Origin of the sequence: Deinococcus radiopugnans ATCC 19172, assembly GCF_006335125.1 — a bacterium.
GTDB classification, from domain to species: Bacteria; Deinococcota; Deinococci; order Deinococcales; family Deinococcaceae; genus Deinococcus; species Deinococcus radiopugnans.
In genome coordinates, this window is sequence record NZ_VDMO01000034.1 from 1 (window position 1) to 25,901 (window position 25,901).

Annotated in this window: 22 protein-coding genes and 1 pseudogene; 7 read left to right on the forward strand and 16 right to left on the reverse strand. The window is 62.0% G+C overall.

Features of this window, described 5'->3' with window-relative positions:
- The 6 genes and pseudogenes from FHR04_RS18900 to FHR04_RS18925 all read right to left on the reverse strand — a co-directional run.
- Positions 1–144, reverse strand: a pseudogene (locus FHR04_RS18900) (IS5/IS1182 family transposase); the annotation flags it as partial.
- 432 nt (positions 145–576) lie between these two features.
- Positions 577–1,476 (reverse strand): ParB/RepB/Spo0J family partition protein, encoded by a 900-nt coding sequence (locus FHR04_RS18905; protein ID WP_139404755.1) that lies wholly within the window; start codon positions 1,474–1,476, stop codon positions 577–579.
- The gene (locus FHR04_RS18910; protein WP_139404756.1) at positions 1,473–2,234 is read right to left on the reverse strand and encodes a ParA family protein; all 762 of its coding nucleotides are present in this window, start codon (positions 2,232–2,234) and stop codon (positions 1,473–1,475) included. Before FHR04_RS18910 ends, FHR04_RS18905 begins: the two co-directional genes overlap by 4 nt.
- Before the next feature lie 856 nt (positions 2,235–3,090).
- Positions 3,091–4,059, reverse strand: a complete 969-nt coding sequence (locus FHR04_RS18915) for a tyrosine-type recombinase/integrase (RefSeq protein WP_139404757.1) — start codon at positions 4,057–4,059, stop codon at positions 3,091–3,093.
- Positions 4,060–4,133: 74 nt separating this feature from the next.
- The gene (locus FHR04_RS18920) at positions 4,134–4,559 is read right to left on the reverse strand and encodes a helix-turn-helix domain-containing protein (RefSeq protein WP_170214029.1); all 426 of its coding nucleotides are present in this window, start codon (positions 4,557–4,559) and stop codon (positions 4,134–4,136) included.
- Between the two features lie 58 nt (positions 4,560–4,617).
- Complete coding sequence (locus FHR04_RS18925) at positions 4,618–4,902, reverse strand: type II toxin-antitoxin system HigB family toxin (protein ID WP_139404759.1); 285 nt, start codon at positions 4,900–4,902, stop codon at positions 4,618–4,620.
- A gap of 424 nt (positions 4,903–5,326) precedes the next feature.
- On the opposite strand from FHR04_RS18925, the gene FHR04_RS18930 reads away from it, so the two are divergent.
- Both FHR04_RS18930 and FHR04_RS18935 read left to right on the forward strand, forming a co-directional pair.
- Positions 5,327–6,868: a hypothetical protein gene (locus FHR04_RS18930; protein WP_139404760.1), complete on the forward strand. Its 1,542-nt coding sequence runs from the start codon at positions 5,327–5,329 to the stop codon at positions 6,866–6,868.
- A 160-nt stretch (positions 6,869–7,028) separates the two neighbouring features.
- Positions 7,029–8,188, forward strand: a protein-coding gene (locus FHR04_RS18935; protein ID WP_139404761.1) for an IS3 family transposase whose coding sequence is annotated in 2 segments (ribosomal slippage) — positions 7,029–7,296 and positions 7,296–8,188 — 1,161 coding nt in all. Because the reading frame shifts where the segments join, the coding sequence is not laid out codon by codon here.
- 788 nt (positions 8,189–8,976) lie between these two features.
- On the opposite strand, the gene FHR04_RS18940 is transcribed toward FHR04_RS18935, so the two are convergent.
- Both FHR04_RS18940 and FHR04_RS18945 read right to left on the reverse strand, forming a co-directional pair.
- Positions 8,977–11,922 (reverse strand): Tn3 family transposase, encoded by a 2,946-nt coding sequence (locus FHR04_RS18940; RefSeq protein ID WP_139404762.1) that lies wholly within the window; start codon positions 11,920–11,922, stop codon positions 8,977–8,979.
- A gap of 7 nt (positions 11,923–11,929) precedes the next feature.
- Entirely contained in the window at positions 11,930–12,481 is a 552-nt protein-coding gene (locus tag FHR04_RS18945; protein WP_139404763.1) for a recombinase family protein, read from the reverse strand.
- A 362-nt stretch (positions 12,482–12,843) separates the two neighbouring features.
- Between FHR04_RS18945 and FHR04_RS18950 the strand changes: the two genes are divergently transcribed.
- The 4 genes from FHR04_RS18950 to FHR04_RS18965 all read left to right on the forward strand — a co-directional run bounded on the left by FHR04_RS18950 (position 12,844) and on the right by FHR04_RS18965 (position 15,980).
- Positions 12,844–14,250 (forward strand): AAA family ATPase, encoded by a 1,407-nt coding sequence (locus tag FHR04_RS18950; protein ID WP_139404764.1) that lies wholly within the window; start codon positions 12,844–12,846, stop codon positions 14,248–14,250.
- Entirely contained in the window at positions 14,247–14,816 is a 570-nt protein-coding gene (locus tag FHR04_RS18955) for a TerD family protein (protein ID WP_139404765.1), read from the forward strand. The genes FHR04_RS18950 and FHR04_RS18955 overlap by 4 nt, the downstream gene beginning before the upstream one ends.
- A 132-nt stretch (positions 14,817–14,948) precedes the next feature.
- Positions 14,949–15,227, forward strand: a complete 279-nt coding sequence (locus tag FHR04_RS18960; protein WP_249039222.1) for an HNH endonuclease family protein — start codon at positions 14,949–14,951, stop codon at positions 15,225–15,227.
- Positions 15,228–15,518: 291 nt separating this feature from the next.
- Positions 15,519–15,980 (forward strand): hypothetical protein, encoded by a 462-nt coding sequence (locus tag FHR04_RS18965; RefSeq protein ID WP_139404766.1) that lies wholly within the window; start codon positions 15,519–15,521, stop codon positions 15,978–15,980.
- Between the two features lie 87 nt (positions 15,981–16,067).
- On the opposite strand, the gene FHR04_RS18970 is transcribed toward FHR04_RS18965, so the two are convergent.
- The 4 genes from FHR04_RS18970 to FHR04_RS18985 form a co-directional block, all read right to left on the reverse strand.
- Positions 16,068–17,954 (reverse strand): DUF2075 domain-containing protein, encoded by a 1,887-nt coding sequence (locus FHR04_RS18970; RefSeq protein WP_139404767.1) that lies wholly within the window; start codon positions 17,952–17,954, stop codon positions 16,068–16,070.
- Positions 17,955–18,062: 108 nt separating this feature from the next.
- Entirely contained in the window at positions 18,063–18,410 is a 348-nt protein-coding gene (locus FHR04_RS18975) for a hypothetical protein (RefSeq protein ID WP_139404768.1), read from the reverse strand.
- Between the two features lie 280 nt (positions 18,411–18,690).
- Positions 18,691–18,993, reverse strand: coding sequence for a helix-turn-helix domain-containing protein (locus FHR04_RS21095; protein WP_170214030.1), 303 nt, complete (start codon positions 18,991–18,993; stop codon positions 18,691–18,693).
- 852 nt (positions 18,994–19,845) lie between these two features.
- Entirely contained in the window at positions 19,846–22,605 is a 2,760-nt protein-coding gene (locus FHR04_RS18985; RefSeq protein ID WP_170214031.1) for a phage/plasmid primase, P4 family, read from the reverse strand.
- Positions 22,606–23,323: 718 nt separating this feature from the next.
- On the opposite strand from FHR04_RS18985, the gene FHR04_RS18990 reads away from it, so the two are divergent.
- On the forward strand, positions 23,324–23,941 hold the full coding sequence (locus FHR04_RS18990) for a hypothetical protein (RefSeq protein ID WP_139404771.1): 618 nt from the start codon (positions 23,324–23,326) through the stop codon (positions 23,939–23,941).
- 75 nt (positions 23,942–24,016) lie between these two features.
- Here FHR04_RS18990 and FHR04_RS18995 read toward each other — a convergent pair whose 3' ends face one another.
- From FHR04_RS18995 to FHR04_RS19010, 4 genes are all read right to left on the reverse strand, one after another.
- Positions 24,017–24,394: a hypothetical protein gene (locus FHR04_RS18995; protein WP_139404772.1), complete on the reverse strand. Its 378-nt coding sequence runs from the start codon at positions 24,392–24,394 to the stop codon at positions 24,017–24,019.
- Positions 24,395–24,465: 71 nt separating this feature from the next.
- Positions 24,466–24,837, reverse strand: a complete 372-nt coding sequence (locus tag FHR04_RS19000) for a type II toxin-antitoxin system PemK/MazF family toxin (RefSeq protein WP_139404773.1) — start codon at positions 24,835–24,837, stop codon at positions 24,466–24,468.
- A complete protein-coding gene (locus FHR04_RS19005) occupies positions 24,834–25,220 on the reverse strand; it encodes a helix-turn-helix domain-containing protein (RefSeq protein ID WP_139404774.1) in 387 nt (128 codons plus the stop codon). The genes FHR04_RS19000 and FHR04_RS19005 overlap by 4 nt, the downstream gene beginning before the upstream one ends.
- 162 nt (positions 25,221–25,382) lie before the next feature.
- The gene (locus tag FHR04_RS19010; RefSeq protein WP_139404775.1) at positions 25,383–25,781 is read right to left on the reverse strand and encodes a hypothetical protein; all 399 of its coding nucleotides are present in this window, start codon (positions 25,779–25,781) and stop codon (positions 25,383–25,385) included.
- Positions 25,782–25,901 lie beyond the last annotated feature (120 nt).

A 25,901-nucleotide genomic window follows, 5' to 3' on the forward strand; every position in this document is an offset into this window, starting at 1 on the left:
GCGGCTCATCCACAACAAGGCATTCAACACGTCTCGGAGCGGATACTTCCGCTGTGGGGCGTGTTCTGGACTCAGGGCCAGATACGGCAGCAGGAAATGATACGTCTCGTCATCGACATCGCTGGGGGAGGTACGGCGCGTCATACCGCATTCTGGACTCAGCAGATTCCCTCACGCAATTTTGGATGGCCTGTCCGCCAGCCTCTAGGCACAGGCAGCCTTCACTATCAAGTCAATAATTCGTATACAAATCGATTTGTATACGAATTATTGACAACGGCAAAAGTCTCCACACTCGCTGGGCGCTACCGCAAGATCTGCTGGACGCTTCACCAGTCTGAGCGGCTGAGGACAAAACGCAGTTCCCCTTGAGACGTTGGTTCATGGGTGTCCACAGGTACGTTACAACCTATCCATGACCCTTCGGGAGTTGTTCGCCCCCTTCCTCACCCAGCAGGATCAACCCTGAGAGTGGCGTTCATACGTGCATGTTCGCTGTGTTTCCCGGCCAACAGGTGTGTCCCGAACGTATTATCTGTGTGCCTGGGAGCGCCAGGGATCGCCGATGCGGCCAGCCTATTTCTGCCCCAGAGCTTTCTTCACCGCCTCCGGCATCTTCCCCATCCATTTGTTGATTTCTGCTTGTTCCTTATCGTTCAGGCCTCTGATCCATTTCACGCTGCTCAAGGTGCGCCCCAGCCGGGCCACATCGCGCTCGTTCAAGGCGGTGCGGGCTGGCCGTTCCCGCAGTGTGGCCAGTCGGTCCCTGAGTTCCCGGAGCGTGGCGCCGCCGACAGCCAGCACCAGCAGCTCGGCTTGGTGTTCGGAGGGCGCTCCCGCCACCACTCCGCCTAGGGTGTACGGCAGGCCTGCGTCCATCGCGTCCAACACCTGCTGGGGCCAGGACAGGATGCGGAGTTTGTTCGCGGCGAAACTCTTCCAGGGCCCGAGCGACAGCCGCGAGAACAGATCCTCCAGCACCTCCACATCCGGCCCGCCGTGGTTCATGGCCTTGTAAAGCCGTCCCCTGGCGCCGTCGGCGTCCGTGTCCAGGGCCAGCGCGACAAGCTGCACCGTGCCCCTCACCTCCTCATAGACGTTCAGGTCCTCGCGCTGTAGATTCTCGATCAGCGCGGCCGCGAGCGCGGCCCGGTCATCGAGTTCACGCACCACCGCCGGTACCTCTTTCAGCCCGGCTTCCTGTGCAGCCCGCCAGCGCCGCTCCCCCGCAATGATCTCGTAGCCGCCCTCGACCGAACGCACGAGAAGGGGTTGCAGCACGCCCTGTTCTCGGATGCTGGTGGTCAGCGCGGCCAGCGCGGCGGGCGTAAACACCCGTCGGGGCTGGAGTGCGCCGGGGCGCAGCTCGGTGAGCGGGATGTTGCGGGCATCCAGTCCAGGGCGAGAAAGCGCGGAGGCATCGCCGAGCAGGACTTCTAACCCGACGCGAGGCTTCGGTTTCTTCGGGCGGGTCATGCGGACACTTCCAGGCCCAGCGCGCGCACGACTTCCGCGGTCAATCGCTGGATGTCCTCGTGAACCGGGCTGCCCGGTGCATAGACCCCCACCGGTTCGCCGGACATGGTGCTGTCCAACCACACGGCCTCCCGCTGCGGCATCGGCTCGCTAAGTGGGGAGAGATAGGCGCGCAGGGAGTCCAGGACCGATCGGTCATGTGTGCGGCGGGCGTCGTACAGAGTGGGCACGTACAGGGCCACCGTCAGCTCCGGGCGCAGGCGGCGGTACAGTGCGGTGGCCCGCTGCAGGCCGGGCAGGGCATCCAGGCCCTTCTGCCGGGTAGGCATCGGCACGATCAGGTGATCGGCGGCCAGGGCTCCCAGGATGGCGAGCTGGCCTAGGCTGGGCGGGCTGTCGATCAGGCACACGTCGTACTGATTGGAGACCGCCTGCAGTGCCTGGCGCAGGAACAGCTGTCCGCCCGGCATGCTGGTGATGCCAATCTCGGCCTGGGCGAGGTCCACCTGCGCGGGGATCAGATGTAAGCCATGAACGCTGATCGGTGTGGGAAGTGCGGCCCCCTCAGCGGCCACCGGGTAGATGGTAGTGGAAAGGTCCACCTCCGTCACGCCCAGCCAGCTGGACATATTCCCCTGCGGGTCGCAGTCGATCAGGAGCACGCGCAGACCCTGGCGGGCAAGCTCATGGCCGACGTTGAGGCACAGGCTCGTCTTCCCGGCCCCTCCGGCGTGGTTGAACACGGTGGCAGTGATCATGCGTGGATGGTAGCGCGAGAATGTGCGCACGAGCACACCAATGGGGCAGGGTTCGTGGGTGGATTACATCATGCCTTAGAGTGGACGCGCACTGGACGTGAGTTTCTGGCGATTTAGGATCTAACTTAGCGCTAAGTTAGACGCTCACGTCTCAAAGCCACGGGCCTTGACCCACTGAGGCTCAGCACCCACACCGCCTTTAAGCCTCATCTGATTGCTGAACGTCCGTCAACCGTGTGGCCACCAGTTCGCCGGTAAAGAGTCGCGCCGTCCTCAAGTGTCAGCAGTTTGTGCTCGGCGTACGTGCCGCAGTGGCCACAGTTGTCGAACAGCCTCGTGCGATCCTGAGTAAGCCATAGTGGGCCGCGAACTGCGCCCAGACCGCCGAGAAGAGGCTCATCACAAAGACACCGATTTACACCCGTCTTGCGGCAGTGCGGGCAGCGCCAGGCCCGCGGCATGAGGTCCTAGAGAGCGTCTCCAGGCACACTTCGCTCCTGGCGGCTGCGGCGGGCGAGCGCTATTCAACAGGTCGAGTGGTTCCTACGCGTCGAGTCCGGGGAGTGGGGGGTGCGCGATGTGGAGGCTGCGCTCCTGGCAGGTCGAAGCGCCGCGGCCCCCCTCAGAACCGGATGATCTGATGCGGGAGACCTGGCGGGTCCTAAAGCTGGCCGCGCCGCGCCGGGTGGGCGCACTGGACGCCGGCAAATAGACACGGCTGAGGAAGTTGTTGCAGGCAGTCGAGCAGCTTTTCAAAGAGTAAGAGGGGAGAAGAGACTGCGAACGCTGAGCAGACAGTGATGACGGTGCAACGTCGGTCACAAGACTCCCACTCGCTGGAGTTATGCCAGCATCCTCACCAGTCACCCACAGGCTTCTTGCGGCCCGCCCGGGCGTAGTCTACGTAAATCTCGCTACTGTCGACGGTACGGTGGCGCAGGTGGTCCCGCACGGCCAGCAGATCCCCACTCTCGCTGTAGATCCGGGTGCCCGCGCTGTGACGCAGGCCGTGAACCTCACGGCCCCCGTAGCGCACGCCCGCCTCCTGACACAGCCGCTTGAGGGCGTTCTCCACGCTCTGACGGGTGTGAATGGTCAGCACCCGGGGGCCATAATTGGGCGTCGCGGCCAGCCATGTCCGGAGCACTTTGATCGCAGTGGGGGAGAGCGCCACCTCCTGGCGTCGCTGTCGCTTGCCCGTCACGGTTAGGTATGGCTCAGGCGCGTCTAAATGCAGGTCCTTTCTCAGTAGCGTCGTCATCTCCGTCGCCCGTAGTCCCACGTGCGCGCCCAGGACGACGATCACCGCGTCCTGCATTCCCGCATGTCGCAGCAGCAGCGCCACATCGTCGGTGGAGTAGGGCTTGCGCTTTTCCCACCGCGGCACCGGATCACCGGGAGCCCGCACGTCCAGGAAGGGCGCGGCCTCGCAGGCCCCCGTCCAGCGCAGAGCGGCATACAAAGCCTTGCCCGCGCTCAGGCGCACGCGCACGCTACTGGGGGCCAGGCCCGCGCCTTCCAGGTGCCGGACGTACCGGAACCCCGCGTTTGGTCCTGGACGGAGCAGGCTGACACCCGCGGGAGCTGCCCAGGCCAGAAAGGTATCGAGGCCCGTGCGGTAGGCCCCCAGGGTGTTGACGCTCACGCGCGCGCCCCGGCCCCCACGCGTCACCAGATACGCCTCGAGCAGCGCCCATAAGCCCTCAGCGTCTGTGTCGCGGGCCGCCCTTAGCGCGGCCTTCTTCAGACTGTCGGGATCCAGGTGGGCCACCCGGTCGGCGCGGCCCTGGAGGTCGAGGTTGGCGGCCATCAGCTCCAGGCTCATGGCCGCATGCTACACGCAGGAAAAGAAAAGGCCTCCAGGTGAGGGGAGGCTGGGATGGATAGGCTGCGGGCTGTTCAGCCGAGAAAAACGGTGGGAGGCACTTTGAAGATTTCAGCCAGTTGCTTGATCAGGTCCGTGGTGTAGGCCACGCGCCCGTGGATCAGTCGGCTCACCGTGCTCTGGTTTACTCCTAGACGTGTGGCCAGCTCCTGCTGCTGGACGCCCTGCTGGTCCATCAGAAAGTCGAGCATGTCACCCGGCTTGCTGGCCGGGGTTGGATACGCCTCGGCCTCATACTCGGCGATGTGCTGGATCAGGGTGGCATACACGGCGGCGAGTGGGTGCCGGGCGTCGCCGCCGATCAGGCGGCCCATCTGTTCTTCTGCGTTGAGGGCAAACTCCAGCTGTTCGTCGCTCCTGATGGGCCCCAGCAGGTTGCGGGACGCTTCTGGGAGTTCAGCCAGGGCGGCCACGGCGCGGTCGATCTCACTGTGTTTCATGATTGTGCGTACCTCCTCCAAGGCATTCTCCATCTGGAGCCGCTCTTCCGTTCGGCTCTTACGGTTTCCAGCGGTCGTACTCCGAATGCCTCATGAACTCCTTGACCCTGATTTTTCTGAAGGTAAAATCCACGGTAGCGATCAGACGGAAGTGGTTTCCTTTGATGTTGAACACGATGTACTCAGGCCCAACCCAGCTGGCGGTGGGAAAGACGGCCCGCACTTCTGCAAACGAAGTGAACTCCGCTTTGCTGGCAAGGTCGAACCAGGTAAGCAGGGCGACATGTGCTTCAGGATATTGGGCTGCAAATTGAAGCAGCGTCTTTTTCGCGAGCACATTCATCCCGCCTCTAGTCTATGCGCCTCTTGCATAAGATGCAAGAGGCGCATAACAGGCGGATTTAGAAAAGATTTTCTGGGCTGAGGCTGCGGCTTGTGCCTAATACCTATTATGGAAACGAATCTGATCAAACGTTTCCAGGAGTAGTCCAACAGGTGTGAATCGCCGAACACAAGTTGGCACAACATGAGCAAATTCACGGTATGCTGAGCACGTCCCGGAGGTCACCGAAAACATGACCAAAGGGAACACCCCCCGCGCGGCTGGCAGGCCGTTTTTCGCAGAGGGTGTCCGATCCGAAAACTCAAATTGTTTTGCGAACTAGGGAGTTCGCAGGCATCGCCCTATGCACAGGATACGCGCCTGAGCATGTCCGGTCAACAGACCAGAAGGCCCTGAGGGGCCAGGAAGGCGTCGGAGCTTCAAGATGAGCATCGATGGATTCGTAATCGCTCAACCCGCTGGCCAGCGCACATTGGCCTTACGGGAGTCCTACCTAGCGATTTGTGATGGGGACGCCTGCGAGGCGCACCTGCTCAATGCCCAAGAGCGCTGGTACGCCTATAAACTCAAGATCCGCAATGAGGCCCGTGGCCGCAACAAGAGCGCCCGTCAGGGTGCGGTGGCCCCCGACGCCGATGAAGCCCTGTGGGTGCGCATGAGCGCCACCCAGTGGGCCGAAGAACTGCTGGGCATCTACAACGAGAAGACGATTCGCACCAAACTCGCCAGTCTGGTTGAGCGCGGCCTTGTCGCCACCAGGGCGAACCCAACAAGAGGCTGGGACCGAACCCCACAGTGGCTGTTCAATAGGGCCACAGTGCAGGAGGTAGTCAATCAGTGGGAGGCCTCTCGCCCAGTTCCGGACCTCGATCCGAGCGAGGCAGACGCTGAGGAAAATCGTGTTGGGAAGCACTTGGAAGATGAGGTAGAGAGCATTCGGAAAAATGTCCGAATGCAGTCGGACAAAGTTCCGAATGGAGACGGACAAAGTTCCGAGTCCATTCGGACAAATGTCCGTAGCAATAACACAGGAATCCTTAACAGGGATCTTTTACAGGAATCCCCTACAGGTGTAAGTCACGTAACTGAAAACGCGCGCAAGAAAATTTCGCCTGCTGCGCCAGTGAACGAGCAGAGTCTGCCAGCTCACACCACCTCTGAAGCTTCGCTTTCAAAAGAGCTGGAGACCGTGAGCGAACCCAGGGCAAGTGTGGCCGTGTTGCCGCCTAACGGCGGGGCCGCTAACGCGGCTATCACGGACTCTGAATTGGAATTCCTATTCGGAGCCAATGTCGAAGGCCCTCAGGAGATGCAACAAGTCAAATCTGGGAAAAAGGTTCCGGGCGGGGTGGCGGGCCTCCTGATCCAGCCGGTAGGACGCGGGAACGCCCTGCATCCGGTGGACCGGGAGAAGTTGTTGGAACGCCCGCTGGCGGTGCCCTCAGACACCACGTACCGCTTGGTTAAAAGCCTGATCGGGGGGAACAAAGCGATCGACGATGGCATTCTCGACACTCTGACGCCGGCGGGAGCGCTGCCCCGCCGCGACTGGCTGCGTCTGACCGAGGAGGAGCTGATCGAGGCCCGTCGGGTAGCTCAGGCCGAGGCGCAGGTGGAGAAACTCAACTTCTACACCTGCGCGATTCGGGGTCTGGACGTGCTGATCGGGGCACCCGTCGGGCAGACCGGCCAGCGTGGGGCACCCACAAACGCTGTTGTGGCCAACGCGGGTTGTCACGCAGCGGCGCCGCACTTCGAGGAGGCGGACCGGAGCGGGGACGTCGGTAAATTCGATGCGGGGGCCGGTTGGACCCGCAAGGCGGACGGCGGGGCAGTCATCATCGAGCGCACGGAATTGGTCAAGCGGCGCAGCACGGAAGGACTTGTTTACCATCTGAGTGATGGACGGACCTGCAACGCCCTGCAGCTGATGACTGGATATGAGTTTCGGGGAGCGGAAGGATGACCAGACACGAAGAGGAAGAGCTTGATGGTTTCCTGCAAGGCGTGCACATGCCATGGAGAGCGAGATTGAGTATTTGCTGCGCTATAGCATCGAGGGGCACCTTGAGGGTGACCCGGTTTTGCGCAGATGGAGATAAGCCTCGACAATAGGAGGCACCATCATGACCCACCGCAGAATCCATTCCGCCGAGTTCAAGCGAGACGCCGTTCAGCTCGCCCGAACGGGCGGCAACCTCTCCCACACTGCCCGCGAACTGGGCCTGAATGCCTCACTGCTCCGCAAGTGGCTGACGGCCGAACAGGAACAGGGCGATGCTGCTTTCCCTGGCCAGGGAAAGCAGCATCTGACCCCAGAGCAACAGGAGATCCGACGGCTCCGCAAAGAAAATGAAATCCTGCGCCAGGAGCGGGAAATTTTAAAAAAAGCCGCAGCCTTCTTCGCCAGGGAAACCACACGCTGAGATACCGCTTCATCACCGATCACCGTCCGCAGTACCGCCTGGACATAATGTGTCGGGTGCTGGAGGTCTCGGTGAGCGGGTACCACAGCTGGCGAAGAAGGCCTGTCTCCAACCAACAGCAATGGGATGCGCTGCTCCAGCAGCGCATCCAGGAGATTCACCAGTGCCGCAAAGGGCGCTACGGAGCCCCGCGCATTCATGCCGAACTGCGCGCGGAAGGTGTGCAGGTTTCCAGGAAGCGCGTCGCTCGCTTGATGCGTGCCGGAGGTCTGCGGGCCAAAGGAAAACGGCGCTGGGTGCGCACGACAGACAGTGCCCATCCCTTTCCGGTCTGCCCGAATCTTCTGGACCGTGAGTTCAACGTCCAGCAGCCCAACGCGGTCTGGGCCTCCGATCTCACGTTCGTTCCGACGAGAGAAGGCTGGCTGTACCTGGCGGTGACCCTCGATCTGCATTCACGCGCGGTGGTGGGCTATGCCATGGACGCCCAGATGCCAGCCACGTTGCCACTTGCTGCCCTCCAGATGGCCGTGCAGCGTCGCTGTCCAGCGCCTGGTCTGCTTCATCACAGCGATAGAGGAAGTCAATACGCCAGCCGGATGTTTCAGGAAGAATTGGCCCGCCTGCGGGCCAAAGGGAGTATGAGCAGAAAGGGGGATTGCTGGGACAATGCTGTCGTGGAGAGCTTTTTCAGCTCCCTGAAAAGGGAGCTGTTCGAGGACACCATCTTCGAGAACCGCACCGTTGCCCGGCAGGCCATCTTCGAATACATCGAGGTCTTCTACAACCGACAGCGCCGCCACTCCACCCTGGGCTACTTGACGCCTCACGAGTTTGAACGCCAAGCTAAAGCCGCTTAACCTCAACTACGCAATAGCGGGGCAGCCCCACCTAACGCCTAGCAAGCACCATTTCCTCCCCAGAAATCAGCCAGCAGGCGCCGTATCCCTTGGTCGACTCGTTCTGAAGGTGGACATCAAGATCTGCTGCGGAGATTACCGGATGGATGTCGTGTTTTAGTCTGAGTTGCTTACCGTCCTTCCCGACGTGCTCCAGACATTACTCACGCCCTCTGTGGACAACCTCATCCCGTAGCGCAAGGAGGCCACAGCTTTTCTCCATGACTCGGCAGTGGCGCGGGCGAATGGTGCCGCTGTGCTGCGCCGTTCACCCTCTGGTTTCCTCGTACGTTGGGGAGCGGCCTAACGTCTCTGCAGGGCTTCCATCGGCTCAGACGTATTCAATCAGATGCCAGCGGGCCTCGGTCTCTGTTTCCAGCAGTCACGTTTTGCAAGTGAAAGGGCCAGCAGCCTGTAGGTGAGTACTAAGATCCGCGGACGCCCACGTTCCAGCTGGAAGAATTTGGTCGACGACTCCCCGCCGGGGAGGTAGTGGCCCCTTCCAGGAACACGCTGCATGGCACGGTGCTCTGTCACTTTCTGCGCTGCACAAGTGTCAGCAGCGCACAGCTCAGCGCGAATTGGAGTACGCCGTGTTAGTGCCGAACAGCACGATGCTGCGGAAAATAGATGAGGTCATCTGCGCAGAGCGGATGACCCGGGCATCCTTGCGGTGTCGCTAGGCACTCTTCCAACGATAGGGCTTAACCTAGCGAAGGCCAAAATTTTGTCCAACTCGCATGAGCAATTTATGAGTTCAGCGGCAGCCGCTCGTGCATATCTAGCGTGAAGGTGCCGTAGGGGTTGATGTGCTGCCATTTCAGCGGCGTCAAGGCCCGCAGGTCCACCGGCGTGAGTCGGCCCTGCCACTCCGGTTCTAACAGCACCTGCTGCATCATCAGCGTGTTGACGTAGACCAGGCTGACTTGAAGCAGATGCAGGCCCAGCATCTGGATTTCCTGTTCCAGGGTGTGGTTGGTGGTGAACTCGCCGCCCTTGCCGTACAGGATGAAATCGTTGGCGCTGTTCCAGGACTCGATCACCTGCAAGCCCTCGTGAATCTCGCGGCGCAGACTCTCCTGTCGCAGATAGTCGCACAGGAAAGCGGTTTTCACCGCTTTCCCCAGTTCGGCCAGCGCGCGGTACGTCGGGTGCTGCACGTTCTGGCGGGTGAAACGCCGCAGGATGCTCTCGGCGTCCGCCGTTCCCAGCCGCAGGGCGGTGGCGAGCTTGATCATCTCGTCGTACTGCTGCTCGATCAACTCCCACTGGATCGGGCGGGTCAGGAGCGCTTGCAGATTGGCGTACTGTTCCGGCTCACCCCTGTTCGGGCGGTACAGCTTCTGACGCTTGATGTTCTTGAGGCGTGGCAGGAGCTGGAAGCCGAGCAGGTGGCAAAACGCGAAGCCCACCTCGCTCTGACCGTGGGTATCGACGTAATTCTTCTCCACCTCCATCTCGGTGTCGTGCCGCAGCACGCCCTCGATCATGGCGGCCACCTCGCTGCTGGAGCAGCTCCCCAACTGGCTGTAGATGCAGACCGAATGCTGCTCAACGTGCCAGTACACCATCACGCCGGGGCCGCCGTAGCGGGCGTGCCACTCGGTCATCAGGTTCTGGTCCCAGGCCCCGAACCGCTTGCTGTCCGAGGCGCAGGCGGTGGTGGCCTCGCCCCACAGAGCCGGGTCCCTGGCCTGAAAGATGGCGTTGCACACGCGGCTGATCGCGTCCCGGAGCTGCTCTTTGTGGACGTAACGGCGGCGGATGTACTGGAGGTCAGCGAAGCTGTCCTCCCCGCCGCCGCTGCACATTCGCTTCAAACCCGCGTTGGTGCCGATGCCGTGCAGGCACAGCAGCAAGCGGCGCTGGACCACCTCGCGGCCCAGCACTTCACGGGCGGCCACCGAGTGGAAGGCGTCGGTGAACCCGGTGCGGAGTTCGGTTTCTTTCAACACGTCCAGCAGGTTGGTCATCGGCCAGCGCTGCACCAGCGCCGCCGCCAGCCGGGTGATGTTCTGCGGTTCGGGCAGGGCGCTCAGCGGCGAGATCGACAGCCGCCCCTTGCCCTTCTTCGAGGTGATCAGCCTGACGCTTGCACTGCTGGGCAGTTCTGTGTTCAGCGCTTCCAGGGCGTGTTCCATGCGGGTGCGGAGGTGATGGGTAAAGGTCTGGGCCTCCCCCGGCTGGGCCAGGGCCGAGTAGTACTCGGCCCGTTTCTGCTCGAAGTCGCCGGGCAGGTCATCGTCGGGGTTGCGGAAGCGCCCGGCCCCCTCGATCCAGACCTCCTTGCAGCGGATCTTGTCGCGCAGCGTGGTTAGCACGCACATCTCGTAGGTGACGCGGTTGACCCTGCGGCCCTCGGCATCATCCAGCACCAGGGCCTGCCAGTCGTCCTTCACGACGCCGCCCAGGGGAACGGTTTCGCCCAGGGGAAAGGTGCCGATCCGGCGATCCCGGTACTTCGCCAGCAGCTCCAGCGCCCGCATGATGGGGCGGTGGCGCTCGTTGTTGCAGCGGAAGCTGAGCGCGTCCAGCAGCAGCGACACCGCCCGGCGGTAGTGGTGGCCGTAGGAGTTGCGCGTGACCAGGCGCACCTGGCGGTCATAGCTGCCCTCCGCCTCCATCTCGCGGATCAGATCGTCGAGAACAGGTTCCGGCACCACCGGGTAGATCACTTCGCGCACCGCGCCCTCCGGCTGGGCGCGGGCGGCCTTCGCCAGCTTGAAGAGCAACGCACTCTTGCCCCGCACCCGCCGGAGTTGCCGCAGCAACTCCGCCTCCACCTTGCTCTCGGCGTGGGTGCCGATGTGGTGGGCCACCCGGATCAGCAGCTCCACCAGGTCATCGGTCACCTCGGTCTGCCGCTGCCAGCACAGCGCGGCCAGCAGCACATGGCGCAACGGCGCAGGATGGCGGCGCAGTTCACGCGGCGGTTCGCTGGCCGCCCGGCGACGGTACTGCCCGATGACCCGGGGCGGAACGCTTATGAAGACCTCGGCGGACAGGCCCAGGGCGCGGAGTTCGGCCAGCTTGGCGAGTTCCTCAAGAACCGTGTCCACCTTGACCCGTCCGGCGGTGTCCTTGAGGGTTGCCAGCGTGGAGCGGACCACCAGCAGCGGTTGCAGATCCTCTGCCGCCGCATCGGTGCTGATCAGGGCGTCCAGGGCCTGGCAGGACTGCGCGCTGATCCGATGCTGGACGCTTTGTAGCCAGCGGGCCTCCTGTTCGTTGACGGCGGCGCGCAGACACCGTGCCAACCGTTCCGCCGGGGGCGGAACGAGGCGCTGTCCCCGGAGAAAGGCCAGGCCCTGCTGTTTCAACCCTTCCGAGTCGGGGTTGAGATCGGCCACCAGGGGAGCGAGGTGCGCGATCAGTTCCAACTCGTCGGCAGCCCGGAAAGCCCGGAACCCGCAGAATCCAGCGACTTCCTCGCGGTGTCGCCGTGCGGTGCGGGAAGTCCAGTCCACCTCGCTCCAGATCGCCGGGTCCACCGCGAGCTGCCGGGCCAGCAGATCAACGATCACGCCGGGAACCGCCTGTGGACGTGCTGGGAACTGACCCTGAAGCTGGAAGAGCTTGAGGAGCGCCGCCAGACTCAGCAAGGCGACGTCGCTCTTGAAGCCCAAAAAATCCCGTTCCAAACGGGTCAGGGTGAAGTGTCCGGCCAGCTCTTCGGGAGACCAGTCGTGTTTCACGCTTCAGCTAACGCTGGAGCAGCCGGGTGATGGTACTGGGATGAACCCCGAACAGACGGGCGCACTGCGCCGCCGTGCGCTGCCCGGACTGCACCGACTCACGGATGTCCTGCTCCTGGTGAGGCAGCAGCTTGCGCTTGCGGCCCCCGACGCGGCCTTCTAACCGGGCCTGTTCCAGTCCCGCATTAGTCCGCTCGCGGATCATGGCCCGCTCGAATTCGGCAAAGGCCCCCACCATCTGCATCATCATCCGGCCCGCAGGGGTGGTGGTGTCGATGGCCTCGGTCAGGCTACGAAACCCCACGCCCCGCTCGCCCAGCAACTCCATCAGGTGTAACACGTCCTTGAGACTGCGGCTCAGGCGGTCCAGCTTCCAGACGATGACGGTATCCCCGGCACGGAGCTGGTCCAGCATCTTGTGCAACTCAGGGCGGTCCCAGCGGCCACCGGAAGCGTGTTCGGTGAACACGCGCTCTGATCCGGCTGTTTCCAGTGCCCGGAGTTGGGCGGCGGTGTCCTGTTCGTGCTGCTTGCTGACGCGGGCATATCCGACTTGCATGGGGCCTCCAGAATTGCAAAAACGTGTTGCCAGTATAAATCATTGTGCAACAGAGTTTCGCAAGGCTGCAAGACCCAATTCATCACCTCAGCAGAACCATTGCGTTATCGGCCGTTATCGCACGCCTTCAAACTTCAGGGCCGGAAGTCCCTCATGTGAGTTGGCCAAAATCTTGGTTTTCGCTGGATTATGCCCTTCAGTTACTAAGCAATAGGTCTTCAAAAAACGGTAAACTCCTGTACAAGCATGGCTATTCACTCCGCTATGCAAAGCGCAACTCCTGAGGAAAGGCAATACCCACACTGGGGGGGGAGGTCATTCTGGGATGACCTCTATAAGCCCAGTTGTTAAGATCTGGAGCTATGAATCCCCTGATCGAACGCGCTCAACAGACGTCGCGAAGAATCGAGGCTTATCTTCAAGAAATTGAAGACGCTGATGTTTGGACACTCAGAGAACAGGAAAGAACTTTGCCCTCCGAGTCGTATATCTACATATTGAGCTTAATGGGTCACCTTATCTATTCAGATGGACTGGTGCATAAACAGGAGATAGAACTAGCCAAGCAGTACTTTTCTAGCAATGCCGAGAGAACCATTGAGGAACGCCTGCGTGTCCTTTCCAGCAAGAATCACTCAAAATCTACTGCCTTGCCTAATTTTTTGAAAGCTGCCGTTTATTTTGATGCGGTCAAGAATACCAGATACACCGATGCAATTATCGGACTTATCGAGAAGTTTGGCAATATTGTTATTGCAGTAGACGGTAATAAATTAGAAGTGGAAATACGTGTTCTAGGTGAAATAATCTCAAACCTCATTGATCTGGCCGTCGAATGCCGTGAAGCCACAAGGCAGGCTCTGAAAAAGGGAACAAGCAAAGAGATTGGAAGAGCGAAGAAGGAGGAAGAGAAAGAGCCGTCATTGGATGATCTGCTGACAGAACTGCGTTCTATGATTGGATTGCAACGTGTAAAGCAGGAGGTCGTGGCTGCCACCAATCTGGTGCGCGTGCGTCAGCTCCGTGAGGAGATGGGACTTCCTGCTATGCCCGTAAGTCTCCACATGGTCTTTACGGGGAACCCTGGGACTGGGAAAACGACTGTTGCACGCCTACTTGCCCAAATATACCGTGAGATTGGCCTGTTGGAAGAGGGCCACCTTGTAGAAGTTGACCGCAGTGGTCTCATTGCTGATTATCTGGGTCAAACCGCCGGTAAAGTTCAGGCGGCTGTTCAGTCGGCACGGGGCGGCATCCTGTTCATTGATGAGGCTTACGCTCTCAAAACAGATGCTCGCGATTCTTATGGTCAGGAAGCCATCAACACCCTGCTCAAGGCCATGGAGGATCACCGAGACGACTTGATCATTATCGTGGCGGGATACACCGCACCAATCAATGAATTTCTGGAAACAAATCCAGGACTCCGGTCCAGATTCAACCGGTTTGTTCATTTCGATGATTACGATGGCGAGGAATTGTTGAACATATTTACATATCTGTGTGATAAGCACGGTTACAGTTCCACGCAGATCGCCAAGCATCAGCTGAAGAATCACTTCTCGACGCTCTATGAAGGCAGAGGGGAAAATTTCGGGAACGCCCGTGATGTACGCAATGTTTTTGAGACGATCTTGAAGCATCAGGCCGAGCGCGTGGTGGCCATCCACAAACCTACGGCAGATGATCTATCTTTTATTGATCTGGCTGATATCGCCTGGCTGTTCGAACGTCCGAATGCTGAACCGGTTAAAGCTGGACGCGCATGAATGGTTCGATGACGCCTGGCGCGAATGTCCCCTTAACGGCGGAGCGCCCCGGTCTGAGTCTGGTGAGGATAGGTCTGGGCTGGAATTTTCCTGAAGGCACTGTACCGTTCGATCTAGATGCCAGCGCTCTGCTAGTACAGCCCAACGGAAAACTGCGCGGCGACGATGACCTGGTGTTCTACAACAACCCGAGTGATCCAGCGCTGAGCGTGCATTACGGCGGCGACAACACAGACGGTGCAGGTGAAGGGGACGATGAACGCTTGACCGTTCGGCTGGACCGGGTCCCCGCCGAGATTTCCAAGGTGGTGATTTGCGCGACCATCCATGACGCTGAGGACAAGCATTTTGGCCTGGTGGACGGGGCGTATATCCGGCTGCAGAACTTGGAAGACGGAGAAGAACTGGCCCGCTTCGAGTTGCAGCGGGACTTCAACGAGGTCACCGCCATGCTGTTCGGCGAACTGTATCGCCACAACGGTGCCTGGAAGTTCCGCGCCCTGGGCATGGGATTCAAGGGCGGCCTGGAAGCGGTGGTGACGAACTTCGGCGTTCAAGTGTCCTGATAGGCGAGGGAGCCAGTGGGTGAAACGGCGCAAGACCCACCGGAAAATACGGGACAAGACGGCGGGCAAGGTCCGCTTGCTGCACCGTGTGCTGGCCGAGCAAATGCTGGCCCGCCCCTGAAAGATGGCGAGATCGTTCACCACCGTGACGGCGACAGCACCAACAATGACCCCGGCAATCTTCTGGTGCTGCCGAGCCAGCGGTATCACGCCCACACCGAATATCACCTAGGCTGCGCCCGGAAAGGCATGTCCAGCCTATTCGCCGAGTTATTCCAAGCCGTCACGGAGGATGGTCGCGGCACGCTGTTCGAGAGGGTGATTCCCCCGGCCGGAGCGGGCCATTGTTCACCGCAAACAGGCCAGGACGGCGCAGGAAGCTGTGTTCTGCTCCAGGAACGCCCTCGCTGAAGCCAAGGGCCAGCCAGTCGGCCTTGTAACCATCGGCATTCTGAATAAGCTCGCGGAATACCAGAGGGTAGTTGACCCCATGGGCGAAAACGCGCCGTAGTGTCACGATGGTCGGCTCCCCGCGAAGCTTACCCATCAACCCCTCCACGATTGACGATGCCACCCTTCTTCATCACACGTTCTCTATAAAGAGACGACGGCTCGTCTGACCGGCAGGAGACCGAAGAGGTTCTCCGACAGACAGGCGCATTTTTGGCCCGTCCGACAGGAAGTTATGGAAGCATAGAGGTCATGACCATGAAACTGTGGGCGCTCTCGTTCTTCCTCGTGGCCAACGCTCAAGCCCTGCCCATGCAGGGAAACAATGCGGATCTCGCCAAGGCCTCCCTCAAGGGGGCGGGCGCAAAAGTCCTGGCTTGCCCCACACAGCTGATTCAGGACAAGCAGAATACCTACGTCTGTGGTGAATTCCCTGGTACATTGCAGAAAGCGGTAGGCAGCTGGGATGAATTCGCCGAACTGCTGAACTATGAGCCTGGCACGGAGTGGGAGGATGTCCTCAACCCGATTGGCAAGGTGCCCAACCATCCGCGTAATAACGGTTTGGCCCGGGGATACTATTTCCAGGACACGAAGTTTCTCTTCGTCACAGCGCCCATCAGCACACCAAACGGAACTGTGCAGAACCGCATGCTGATGTATCTGTCTGTGGCGAAAAACGAGCCCCAGGTGAAGGGCCGGCCCCTGCAGTAGCGAAATCCGGATTGGAGGCGCTGGCAGTACCCCAGAACACTCAACAGGTTCTCGTCGCCGCTCGCGCGATAGAGCACTACCGCCTCTTTACAGAGGCAATTCCGGAAGCTCAAGCGCCCGCAGATGCCCGTAAGTCTGGTCCAAGGGACGCTGGTCCGGCACGTACAGGATCATGCCGTCGCGCCCACGGGTCAGCAGCACACGGTACGAGTTGAGCCGCAGGCGGTGGGGATCTTCCGGTGCCCGTTTGCCCGCTGCCGGCGTCCGGGGCACAGGCGAAACCCACGCCTGCCCATCCCACTTCAAGTCGCCGCCCCAGCACAGGATGGGAAAATCAAGCTCCAGCCCCTGGCACACGAACTCCGAAGCGATGTGGGTCAGCTGGCAGCAGGACTTCGGGTCCGCGGGCGGATTGTTAAACCAGGGCCCTGCCTGGTAGGCCTTGATGCCCAGGTTCCAGGTGTCGAGTCCCACGGTCTTGAGATTGCTCGCTTTGCTGGACGCCAGCAGGCCGTACCGCTTGTCCTCCGCGTCCTCATAGCGAGTCCGCACGTAGGCTTTGGCCGCTTCCAGATCCCGGGTCAGATACACCTCGAAGCCTTGAGACTGGACACGTTCAGTGAGCCCTCTTGCTTCTGCCTCGTCGCCATCCAGCAGGGCACGCACCCAGCGGTACAGGTCCTCGGCCAGATGCGAGCGCAGCGACACCGTGAGATCCAGCGCGTCGTTGCTCACCACCTGCGCGGCGTTCGGGAACAGGTGGATGATCTTCTGGGGGGCGTGCAGGATCCAGGACTTGTCGCTGTCCTCAAGTGCGGCGTTCCACCCGGCCAGCCCACCTTCTTCGCCGATGTAGATTTCCTGGCCCTCGCCGATCAGGCCCACCAGCATGGCCCAGCCGGGCATCTGGGCCCCCAGCCGGAGGAAATCCTCCGGCTCACTCGTCGCGTGTCCGCGTTTTTCCAGGACCTGCTGGGCGTCCCAGGCGCGCTGCGCCTCGTCGTACACCCAGATGTGCTCTTCAGGCAGTCGCTTTCGGTGGGCGCCGTACTGCTTGAGAAAGTCGTGGACGCCTTGCACGAAGACCTTGTGGCCCAGAGCGTGCTGCAGCACGCTCACCAAAGGCCCGTTGCCTGAAAGGAACACCGCGTCCCGCGCGCCGTCATCCTCCCCCAGCGTCCGGGCGTAGACGAACTGCAACCCCACCAGGGTCTTGCCCGCGCCGGGCACGCCAGTGACCAGGGCGAGGTGATGCTCCCCTCGCTCGTGGGCCTGCCGGGCCGCCTGCACCAGCGCGGCCACTGTCTCCTCAATGCCGGCACTCTCCGCGCGCCGGATGGCCGGGAGGGGTTCGTGCTCGAACAGTCGGCGGGCCGCGCTGACCAAGCTGGGCAGCGGCGCGTAATCCGCGTTCAGCCAGGCGTCGTGGTCAAACTGCCGAGGTCCAGCCTGGACCTCGGCCCGCAGGTAGGCGCCCAAGGTGTCGGGCCCCACCACCGTCACCTCCCCGCGTTGCTCTCGCAACCCGGGGCGCTGGGCATACACCAGCACGGGGCGCACCAGGAGGCCATGCGAGGCGGCGTGGTAGTGCTGCAGGTCACGGGCGTAGGCGGCCACCTGGTCCTGATGGGCCGCTTCCTCTACAGGCGTGGGGAAAGGATGGTCTTTGAACTCCAGCACCAGCACCCGGTCACGGGTCAGCAGGATGACGTCCGGGCGCCGCCCTCGCTCACGGGGCAGCTCGTACTCGAAGGCCAGGGTGCAGGCCAACAGCTCCGGCTGAGCCTCGGCGAGCTCTCCCAACACATCCTGTAGGACCCGTTGACAGTTGGCCCAGGCGCGAACTTGCCCGGCGTCCGGCTGCTCACCCGTGAGGCCTTGGTGGTGGGCGCGCAGGCCTTGATCCCATTCGGCCAGGGACTGCTGCAAAAAGGCGTCAACGCCTTGGGCGTACACATCGGGTGAAATCGTCATGAATGCGGCCCACTATAGCCACCGCGGCCTCCGGTTCACGGCACATTTGCCGGGGTGCCGCCGGCGTGGGGAAGTCGAAATCCACGCCGCCCACACCAGCTGAATTTTTCAGCGCCCAGCCTCCAGTTGTGCGGCGAGCTTGGCCTGGCGTTCTGCCTCACGCTTGGCGATAGAGGCCCACACCTGGGCACTGCGCACCCGTTTCTTTTCGGCTTCTGTGTGCGTGCCCCACTTGCGCCGTCCCCCCTCCCAGTCCCGGCCCAGCTCTTCGATCTCGCCCCGCCTCACCAGGGCGCGCAAAGCCCGGCGCACGCTGGCGGCCTGACTGGGCGGCACGTCCGCGATGGTGGCGTGCCCGAAGACCTGCCGCGCCACCTCCTGGCTCTCGAGCAGTTCTCCTGCTACCTCAATGGCACGCAGCGCCGCCCGCATGACGGCGCCCGGACCGCGGCTCACTGGGGCCTCCGCAAGACATAAACGTGCCGGCCAGTGAGGGTGCGCTGGTAAGTGTGCCGACGATGGAAGAGGTGAGCTCCGTAAGCGTGCCGACGATGGTAGGGCCACCGGTAAGTGTGCCGAAGACTGACGGCCCTAAGGTAAGCGTGCCGGCCATGGAAAAACTGCGCATAAGCGTGCCGTTCACCGGGAGACCGGCCTAAGCCACGGTCCAGCCCTGGTACACTTCCGCCCACCTCTCCCCTGCTCACCGTGTTCGCTGGACTGCATTGCGGACGGTTCATCGCAACCTGAAGACGTCGCCCATCTCGTAGGGCTCGTGGGTCAGGGCCTGCAAGCCCACCAGCAGGCGCGCGAGCACGTCCCAGGTCACCGAGCTGGTGCGGTCGTGGTACAGGGCGTGGATGGTGGCGGGGCGCAGGCCACACGCTTGGGCCAGGGCGGTCTGGCTGACGCGGTGCCGGCCCAGCACTTCACTCAGGACACAGACGATGGTGCCGGTGGGTTCATCTGCAGCTCCGGCAGGCTGGGCCGGGGCGGTGCGGGGGCGAAAGTGGGTGGAGTTGTTCGTCAAAAGGGTCATGCCTCCACCGTAATTCTCGGCGCGGGGTGAAACGCGGCCCAGGGACGAACGGAAACCAGGGCCCCGAAAGAGGCAAAAACGAGAGTGTATGACTTCACCCAATTGACTTGGGAAAGGCCATGGGTCATCCCCAGGGGGATGAGGCACCGGGTCATCCCCCTGGGAAAGTTTAAGAAGAGTGGCCGTCCTGGCGGGCAAAAAGCGTGGGGAAGACCCTGACTTGGACACGTGGGGTCTTTTGCCGGAAAAGAGCATGGGAGCCCCAGCTCTGGAGGCCACCCAGGGGGGCGGTCCCGCCGAACTGGGGGAAGTTGAGCGGTAAGTGTGCCGACGAAATCTAACGCTGGACCGTGGCCTCTGTGGCGCGCTGACTGTCCGAGGCGAGAGAGACTTGGCCAACGACTGGAGAAGCTCGCATCAGGCCCTGTGATGGGCTTCCTGGGCTTGGCCAGGCAAGAGGGCCCCGAGACTGCTTGACTTGCCAGCCCTGGCCGTTGTGGGCTGCACAGACATGCAGCGCCCCCGTCAAGACAGGCGCATCTGGATTCCCATCTAACCAGCCGTGCGCGCCCCGTCCCAGTATGCACAGGCCATCCCCGTAGGCGTCCGGCCCCTGCCACCGCCCACAGCTTACGCAGCGCCCAGGTTGGCCCTCCAGTATGGACGCGTTCAAACGTCCATCGGGATGCTGGCCGCGTTCAAGCCGGCGGACCAGGGCGACGCGGTGCGCCTTGATCGACTCGACTACAGCAGCGGGCGGCGGCTGGTCCGCTGTCGGCTTGAGCTTGCCGTCAGGTGTCAGGGCGAGAGAAACGCCGTGCTGGGTCAGCGCGCGGCACAGCTCGGCCAAGGTCACAGCTCCTCACCTTCCCAGCCCACACCCACAAGCTGACCAACCGAACCATCATCACGGGTGACGGAGGTGACACCGATGACGGCTTGACCCCGGTTTAGCATCTCTCGCGTGTGTATATCCTCTCTTAACTGGGGTTGAGGTGTCACCTCCGTCACCTCCGTCACCCCGTTCCAAAATCGCCCGCTCTTGGTGCGCCTCGGCTCACAGCCCAAAGTCTGCAAATACGTGTACAGGTCGGCCATTTTCACAGCGCGGCCCATTTTGGCCCCGTTTTCCTCGGCCCATTCCTCAAACAGTGTTTTCAATCTGCCGGACTGAATCTCGGCATTTTCAGAAAAGATCAGGCACGCCGCCGCGAACTTTTCATATGGGTTCTGCTCTTTCCAGTAGCTTCCCGTGGCCGCCTCGATCTCGGCAGACATGCCCAGCTCAAAGCCACTGGCATGCCACAGCCTGAAACCCTCATAGGCCCAGTTCAGCAGCGCGGCCCGCGCCGTGGCGTCATTCTCCAGGGTGCTTTTGAACGCCGCATAGGGCCGCTCTGGTTTGGCCTTGAACGGCACCACCCGTAAACGCCGCTGCATTCCGGTGTCGTCATGCGCCGTGTTGATCGGGTAATTCGTGTGAATCCACAGCTTAAAGACAGGCTTGAACTCGACCAGGATGTTTGAACGCATGGCCCGCGCCGTGATCGGGTCATTCCCGGTCATGCCCTTCACCCGGCCCGCGTTGAACCGCGCGCCCTTCGGTGGTTCACCAGCCACAGCCAGGCGCTTTCCCCGCAGCTTCAGCAGCTCAGGCTTAGGGCCGCTGCCGCTCTCCCCGTGGCTGTTGCTCAGCAGCAACTCGACATTGATGGTGGTCGCATAGTCGCCCAGCATGGCCACCGTGGCAGACACCAGCGTGCCTTTCCCGGTCATGCCCTCGCCCTCTAACAGAATGGCGACCTCGTTAGGCGCTTCCCCATACAGGGCCGATCCGACCAGCCTTTGCAGGAAGTCATGCCGGCCGTCACGCTTTAGCAACTCGGTCAACTGATCGACGTAAGGGTGCCGCGCCGCCGGATCGAATGCCGCGCCCGCCTGCCACGTCAGCAGGTCGCTGGGCGCGTGTGGCCGTAGCGTGCCGGTGGTCAGCTCCAGCACGCCATTCCGGCAGTTCAGTAGATCGGGCTGCGCATCCCAGGCAGCCACGTCAGTTAAGAACTCAGGGCGGCCAGCAGCAGCCTTTAGGGCATTTGCAATGGCCCAATTGCTCCCCACATTCCGCGCCCAGGTGATCGCCGGGTTCAGTTCCTCATCCTTCGCTCTAGCCTTAACCAGAGCGGCCACGTGATCGGCCACCACCGCGCGCAGCACTTCACCGGCCACCTGAGAGGACAAGGTGAGGCCGCCGTCATCTTCTCGCCATATGCCGCGCTGCTGATCGTAGACGTACCAGCCCACCCCGAACGTGTAGCGCAGCCGCTCGCCCAGGTGGTTCCCGGCGAGGATCAGCGCGTTTGCCGCGTCTGTCCCCTCTTCCACACCTTTAGGGAATCTGGGCATGATGTAAGACGGCCCACCCGCTTTTACCGGTCCCTTCTGCACCTTCTCACGGGCCAGCGCCAGGGCCTTACTGGCCTTCTCCCGCTTCACGCCTACCAACTTCCCAATGTTCCCAGTGTCGGCCGGCTTGGCCTTTCCAGCTTTCATGCCGCTGCCGAGCGCGGCCGCCGTCTCGCCCGTTTCCAGGCCCACGCGCTTAGCCACCGCACCCAGCTCGGCCCGCGCCTCGCTTTCTTCCAGTACACCTGCGCCGATCAGCCGCCCAGCACGGTAGGCCACGGCGTTCAGGGTGCTGTTCCTCTGGCCTACTGGCGCGGCCAGCAGATCAGCAGTCAGACCTAGCAGGGCTACGCGCCCATACTTCTGTTGTCCCTCGGCCCGCGTCCCAGCGTCCCCAGCGCTGATCTGGGCGCGCAGCCGCTCCGCCTCTTCTCGCCGCTGATGGGCGTCCTGCTGCTGCCGTTCCCGCTCGGCCTCAGCCGCGGCCAAAGTCTCGGCCAGCGAAGGCCACGCTTCCAGCAGATCAGCGCGGGTGTACTGGGCCTCCGGCGTGATGCTGGTCAGCTTGACCAGTTCGCCCGTCTCGCCCTTGCCGTGATAGTAGCCCGGCAGGCGCATGACGCGCGGCAAGTCTTTGACCGCTGGATCAGCGCCGTACAACGTTGCAAGGTGGGTCTGGATGAGGCCAAACTCCTCCAGTGGGACGCCGTCCACTGCCCAGTACACGTGATGACGACCTGCACTGCTCTGGACCGTGGCTGTGGGCTGCAGCGGAAGATCTGTGGGCATCTCTGCGCCGTCCAAATCAAGGAAGATGGCGGCCACGCGCTCGACATGCTCTGTCTTGCGCTGCCGCGCATTTGGGGTGAGGCCATTCACAGCGAAAAACACACCGCAGCGGGCCTGATTTTCCAGCAGGTAGGGGCACTTGACCAGTTCTTCTCGGCTGACCCACCCCTCATTCACAGCCTTCAACTTGAGCTTGCGAGTGTGCCCAGGCACGCCGGACATCTGGAGGGACTTGACTAATGAGCGGCCATTCTTGCCAGGCTTGTCTGTCAGCACATACAGCTCGTCTGGGCCATCCGCAAAAGTTTGGAGCCAGACCCTTTCCCCAGGATGGTGGAGTGCGTCCAGCAGTTTGATGGCCTCAGCGCCGTTCACTCGGTCAGCCCGCTGGGGGTCGTAGTTGAAGTGGCCCCGCATCATGCGCCTGTCCCCTGGACGTGGGTACTCGAAAAAATAGTGCGTCCTGAAACGATATTGCGTATGTCGAGGATCTGAAGGCAGAGCCCCGAGTTGAGTGGGCAGATCTCCGTCGGAGTGATGCCGAACTGCATATTGCTGATCGGTATCAGGGCGAGGAATGGACGGCATTCCTCCGTGGAAGGGCGGAAGGTCGAGATCCGTCTGGCTGACGGAAGGAAAACACTTCGTGGAGTCAGTGGCATGGCACGAAGGCTAAGAACGCTTGCGGGGTGAAAATTGCTCGGGACGTCAAAGGACAAAATTTGAGGTCTTGACAGACCTGCGAAATTCGAGTAGACGTGATAGTGACGAGGGAGCTGAATAGGAATAAGGAGTGAAGGGGAAGACGTCTAGAACGTATAAAACCGGGTGCAGACTTGTTTCGAACATGGACTTTGAACAATAAAAATTGAGGGGCGGATGGTCTAGACAAATTTGTGGTCCTCTGAGTTGACCCCACCCCAATTGGTGGTGAGCTTCAACGCTCATACGCTTGCAGCCGCTCTTGGAGCGCTCGTCCCATCTGACGGATTACAGGAAATGCTCCCGGCCAGATTGCCGAACCCGGTAAAGGTCCGGGACTCATGGGGAGAGTCCGGGCGATCCAGCTTCGCTGCCGCCGCCTGATGCCATAGACGCATCGCTTGTGTCTTGAGCGGCAAACGCCCATGCTGACGCTATGCCGACGACAGGCGAACTGCTCAACCCTCTGGCCCTGTGCGGCCGTGTGGAAGACGCCGCGCGCCGCGAGGTGCTGATGCGCGGCGTGCTGGGTCACCTGTCCGCGTGGCAGATCACCTCCGAAGTCGAGGCCGATCCCGACTGGGAAGACGTGCAGGCCCTGCTGGTGCCGCGTACCCCGCCGGTCCGCACCGAGGCGCCCTGGGTCCGTCCGGCGGTCAAGCCAGGCCTGTGGCTCTGCGCCGCCGAGCAGAGCACAGACCTGGAGTGCGGCGAGTTCGTCGACTGGGCCTGGCCGCTGGGAGGCACCGAGCAGCCGGTGCTGGGCGTGGTGGAGTTGCAGGAGCCGCTGATGATCCGGGTTCACCGCTCCTTCTACCTGGAGGCGGGCCGCCCTGTTCCCGCCTTTCTACGGGCCTACGACGGCCTGCTGCTACTGGGCGTGAAGGAGAAGCGGGCCCGCTTCCTGGTGCAGCAGATGGACTCGCTTGCGCTGCTGGATCTCGTGGTGTCGGGCTATCAGCGTCGCGGCGAGCTGCGCCATCCCGCAGGGTACGTGGAAGCCCGGCTCAAGGCCCTGGAGGTGGCGGAGACGGTGCCGGCTTCAGCGGAGTGACGGAACGGTCAAGCTGAACCGGCCTGTCCCCTTTTGTTCTGCCGGAGGTGACCCGCGTCGGTGGCGCAGTTGGACTTACTTCCCCAGTGCGCCGAGCATGAAGTTCAAGTAGCCGCGACGGCCGCCCTGTTTCGTCCAGAAGTTCACGGACTTGCGGATTCTGGCCAGGCAGCTCAGCAGCGTCGGCAGATCGATCGTGTCCATGACTTTTTCGGGACGTCCCAACATCATTTCTGTCGTCTCCAGCACCGCATCAAACACCGACAAGGCCAGCCCTTTGACGCGTGGAGGCGTCACCTCCTTACCCTGTTCCTCCGCTTTGTAGCGTGAGATCAGGGCAGCCAACCCTTCCTCGACCTGAAAGTCAAGCAGGTCCGGGTGCGCCCGGTACACCTCGATCACCGGGAGTTCGATGTTCATCAGCACATCTGGGTACAGGTCTTCGATCGCCACGCGCTCAGGCTACACGGGAAGTGGCGCTCTCTGGAGGAGAGCGTCCAGCAGCCAGCGTTAGACCCCGCTGGTCACACGCTGAAGATGAGCCGTACCGCCGCATGTACCAGGGCGTATTCCTCCGGAGTCAGGAGGCCCAGGTAACGGGACACCCGTGACGCATCGAGGGCGCGCGTCTGGTCCACCAGCACGACGCTGGGCACCCGCAGCCCACCCGCTCCGGCTGGCAGCACGGGATACAGCTCAGGCGCCGCCGTCACCCAGGCCTGCTCCCGGAACGTCGTCACCGGGGCGAGCATCAGCACTGGGAAGCGGGGCCGCCCAGCGTTCGTGGGCAGGCCCACCAGCACTGCAGGCCGCGGCCCCTCCTGTTCGTGCCCGCCCGGATCGTGCTCGGGAAAGTCGGCCACGAACACGGCTCCCGACGTGAGGACCGCCGTCACTCGCTCCCGATGAGGAGTTCGCCGTCTGCCCCCACCCGTACCGGCTCGCCCAGGGTGTAGGGATCGGCGCCGCCCCAGTCGTACGGCTCGAACTCGCCCAGACGGGAAGCGTCCCCATCCAGCCACGCCCGCGCTTCGCGGTCCGGCCCGGGCACCGTGACCGCAGTCAGCAGATCAGCTGGGCTGACCGGCTCGCCGGTTAGTTCCTCTAGGGTGGTCATGACCGCTCCCAGCGTCCCCAGATCCACGCGGCTGGCCTCGCCGCGCGCCAGAGCGTACACGGTACGCTCACTGACCCGGCCCCGTGCCGCCTGCGCGAGGCGGTACGCGCTCAGGCCATGAGCGGCCAGGTAGTGCCTCAGGGTAAACTGAACGGTTCGCATAGTGGCAACATCTTACCAGTACTGGCGAGGACTCTACCAACTTAACGGCTTTAACTGGGCATGGCTTGAATACCGGGCTGATCTAGAGAAATTAAAGGCGGCCCCCGGGTCACCTTCTTCGTTGGGCTGCTTTATCTGCCTCCAACAAGAAGAGAAGCCTGCTCAAGCCCGAATCAAAAACATCACCCGTGTCAGCGTCCCGCGCCCGCCTTCTTCGGCGTAGCGGGCCAACACTTCCGGGTCTTGAGTCCAGTGCCCCACCCGATACATGCCGCTGTAGAACCAGCGGCCTTCCCCCTTCATCACCTCTGGCCCCTTCATAAACACGGGAATGGCTTCGGCCTGTTGACACAACATCGCCGCAGACCCTTCGACGCCCGACCCCTCCCCCACCAGAATTTCACGCGGCGCGAATGGCCCCTTCTTGACGCTGAAGCACCCGGCAACGACCCTGCCATCTTTGTGCGGCAGATAGGGCTGGGGACTGCCTCCCAGAATCTTTGAAATTTCAGCGCGAGTGTACCCGCGGCCTGTTTCAACGAGTGGATGTGAAAGGGTCATACGGACTCCGATTGAAAGGTGTTGAAAACACCTGGAAATCCGAGCGAAGCGAGCAGGAGAAAAACGGGTTCCGGACGTGGAGTGTAGACATCGGCGCTGTCCCGATTTCTACACGAAACA

Coding starts and splice junctions, on each gene's coding strand:
- FHR04_RS18905 (WP_139404755.1), bottom strand. CDS start 1,476: ATGACCCGCCCGAAGAAACCGAAGCCTCGCGTCGGGTTAGAAGTCCTG.
- FHR04_RS18910 (WP_139404756.1), bottom strand. CDS start 2,234: ATGATCACTGCCACCGTGTTCAACCACGCCGGAGGGGCCGGGAAGACG.
- FHR04_RS21095 (WP_170214030.1), bottom strand. CDS start 18,993: ATGACCCTTTTGACGAACAACTCCACCCACTTTCGCCCCCGCACCGCC.
- FHR04_RS18990 (WP_139404771.1), top strand. CDS start 23,324: ATGCCGACGACAGGCGAACTGCTCAACCCTCTGGCCCTGTGCGGCCGT.
- FHR04_RS18965 (WP_139404766.1), top strand. CDS start 15,519: ATGACCATGAAACTGTGGGCGCTCTCGTTCTTCCTCGTGGCCAACGCT.
- FHR04_RS19005 (WP_139404774.1), bottom strand. CDS start 25,220: ATGCGAACCGTTCAGTTTACCCTGAGGCACTACCTGGCCGCTCATGGC.
- FHR04_RS18915 (WP_139404757.1), bottom strand. CDS start 4,059: ATGAGCCTGGAGCTGATGGCCGCCAACCTCGACCTCCAGGGCCGCGCC.
- FHR04_RS18955 (WP_139404765.1), top strand. CDS start 14,247: ATGAATGGTTCGATGACGCCTGGCGCGAATGTCCCCTTAACGGCGGAG.
- FHR04_RS18945 (WP_139404763.1), bottom strand. CDS start 12,481: ATGCAAGTCGGATATGCCCGCGTCAGCAAGCAGCACGAACAGGACACC.
- FHR04_RS18925 (WP_139404759.1), bottom strand. CDS start 4,902: ATGAATGTGCTCGCGAAAAAGACGCTGCTTCAATTTGCAGCCCAATAT.
- FHR04_RS18950 (WP_139404764.1), top strand. CDS start 12,844: ATGAATCCCCTGATCGAACGCGCTCAACAGACGTCGCGAAGAATCGAG.
- FHR04_RS19010 (WP_139404775.1), bottom strand. CDS start 25,781: ATGACCCTTTCACATCCACTCGTTGAAACAGGCCGCGGGTACACTCGC.
- FHR04_RS18920 (WP_170214029.1), bottom strand. CDS start 4,559: ATGAAACACAGTGAGATCGACCGCGCCGTGGCCGCCCTGGCTGAACTC.
- FHR04_RS18970 (WP_139404767.1), bottom strand. CDS start 17,954: ATGACGATTTCACCCGATGTGTACGCCCAAGGCGTTGACGCCTTTTTG.
- FHR04_RS18930 (WP_139404760.1), top strand. CDS start 5,327: ATGAGCATCGATGGATTCGTAATCGCTCAACCCGCTGGCCAGCGCACA.
- FHR04_RS18985 (WP_170214031.1), bottom strand. CDS start 22,605: ATGATGCGGGGCCACTTCAACTACGACCCCCAGCGGGCTGACCGAGTG.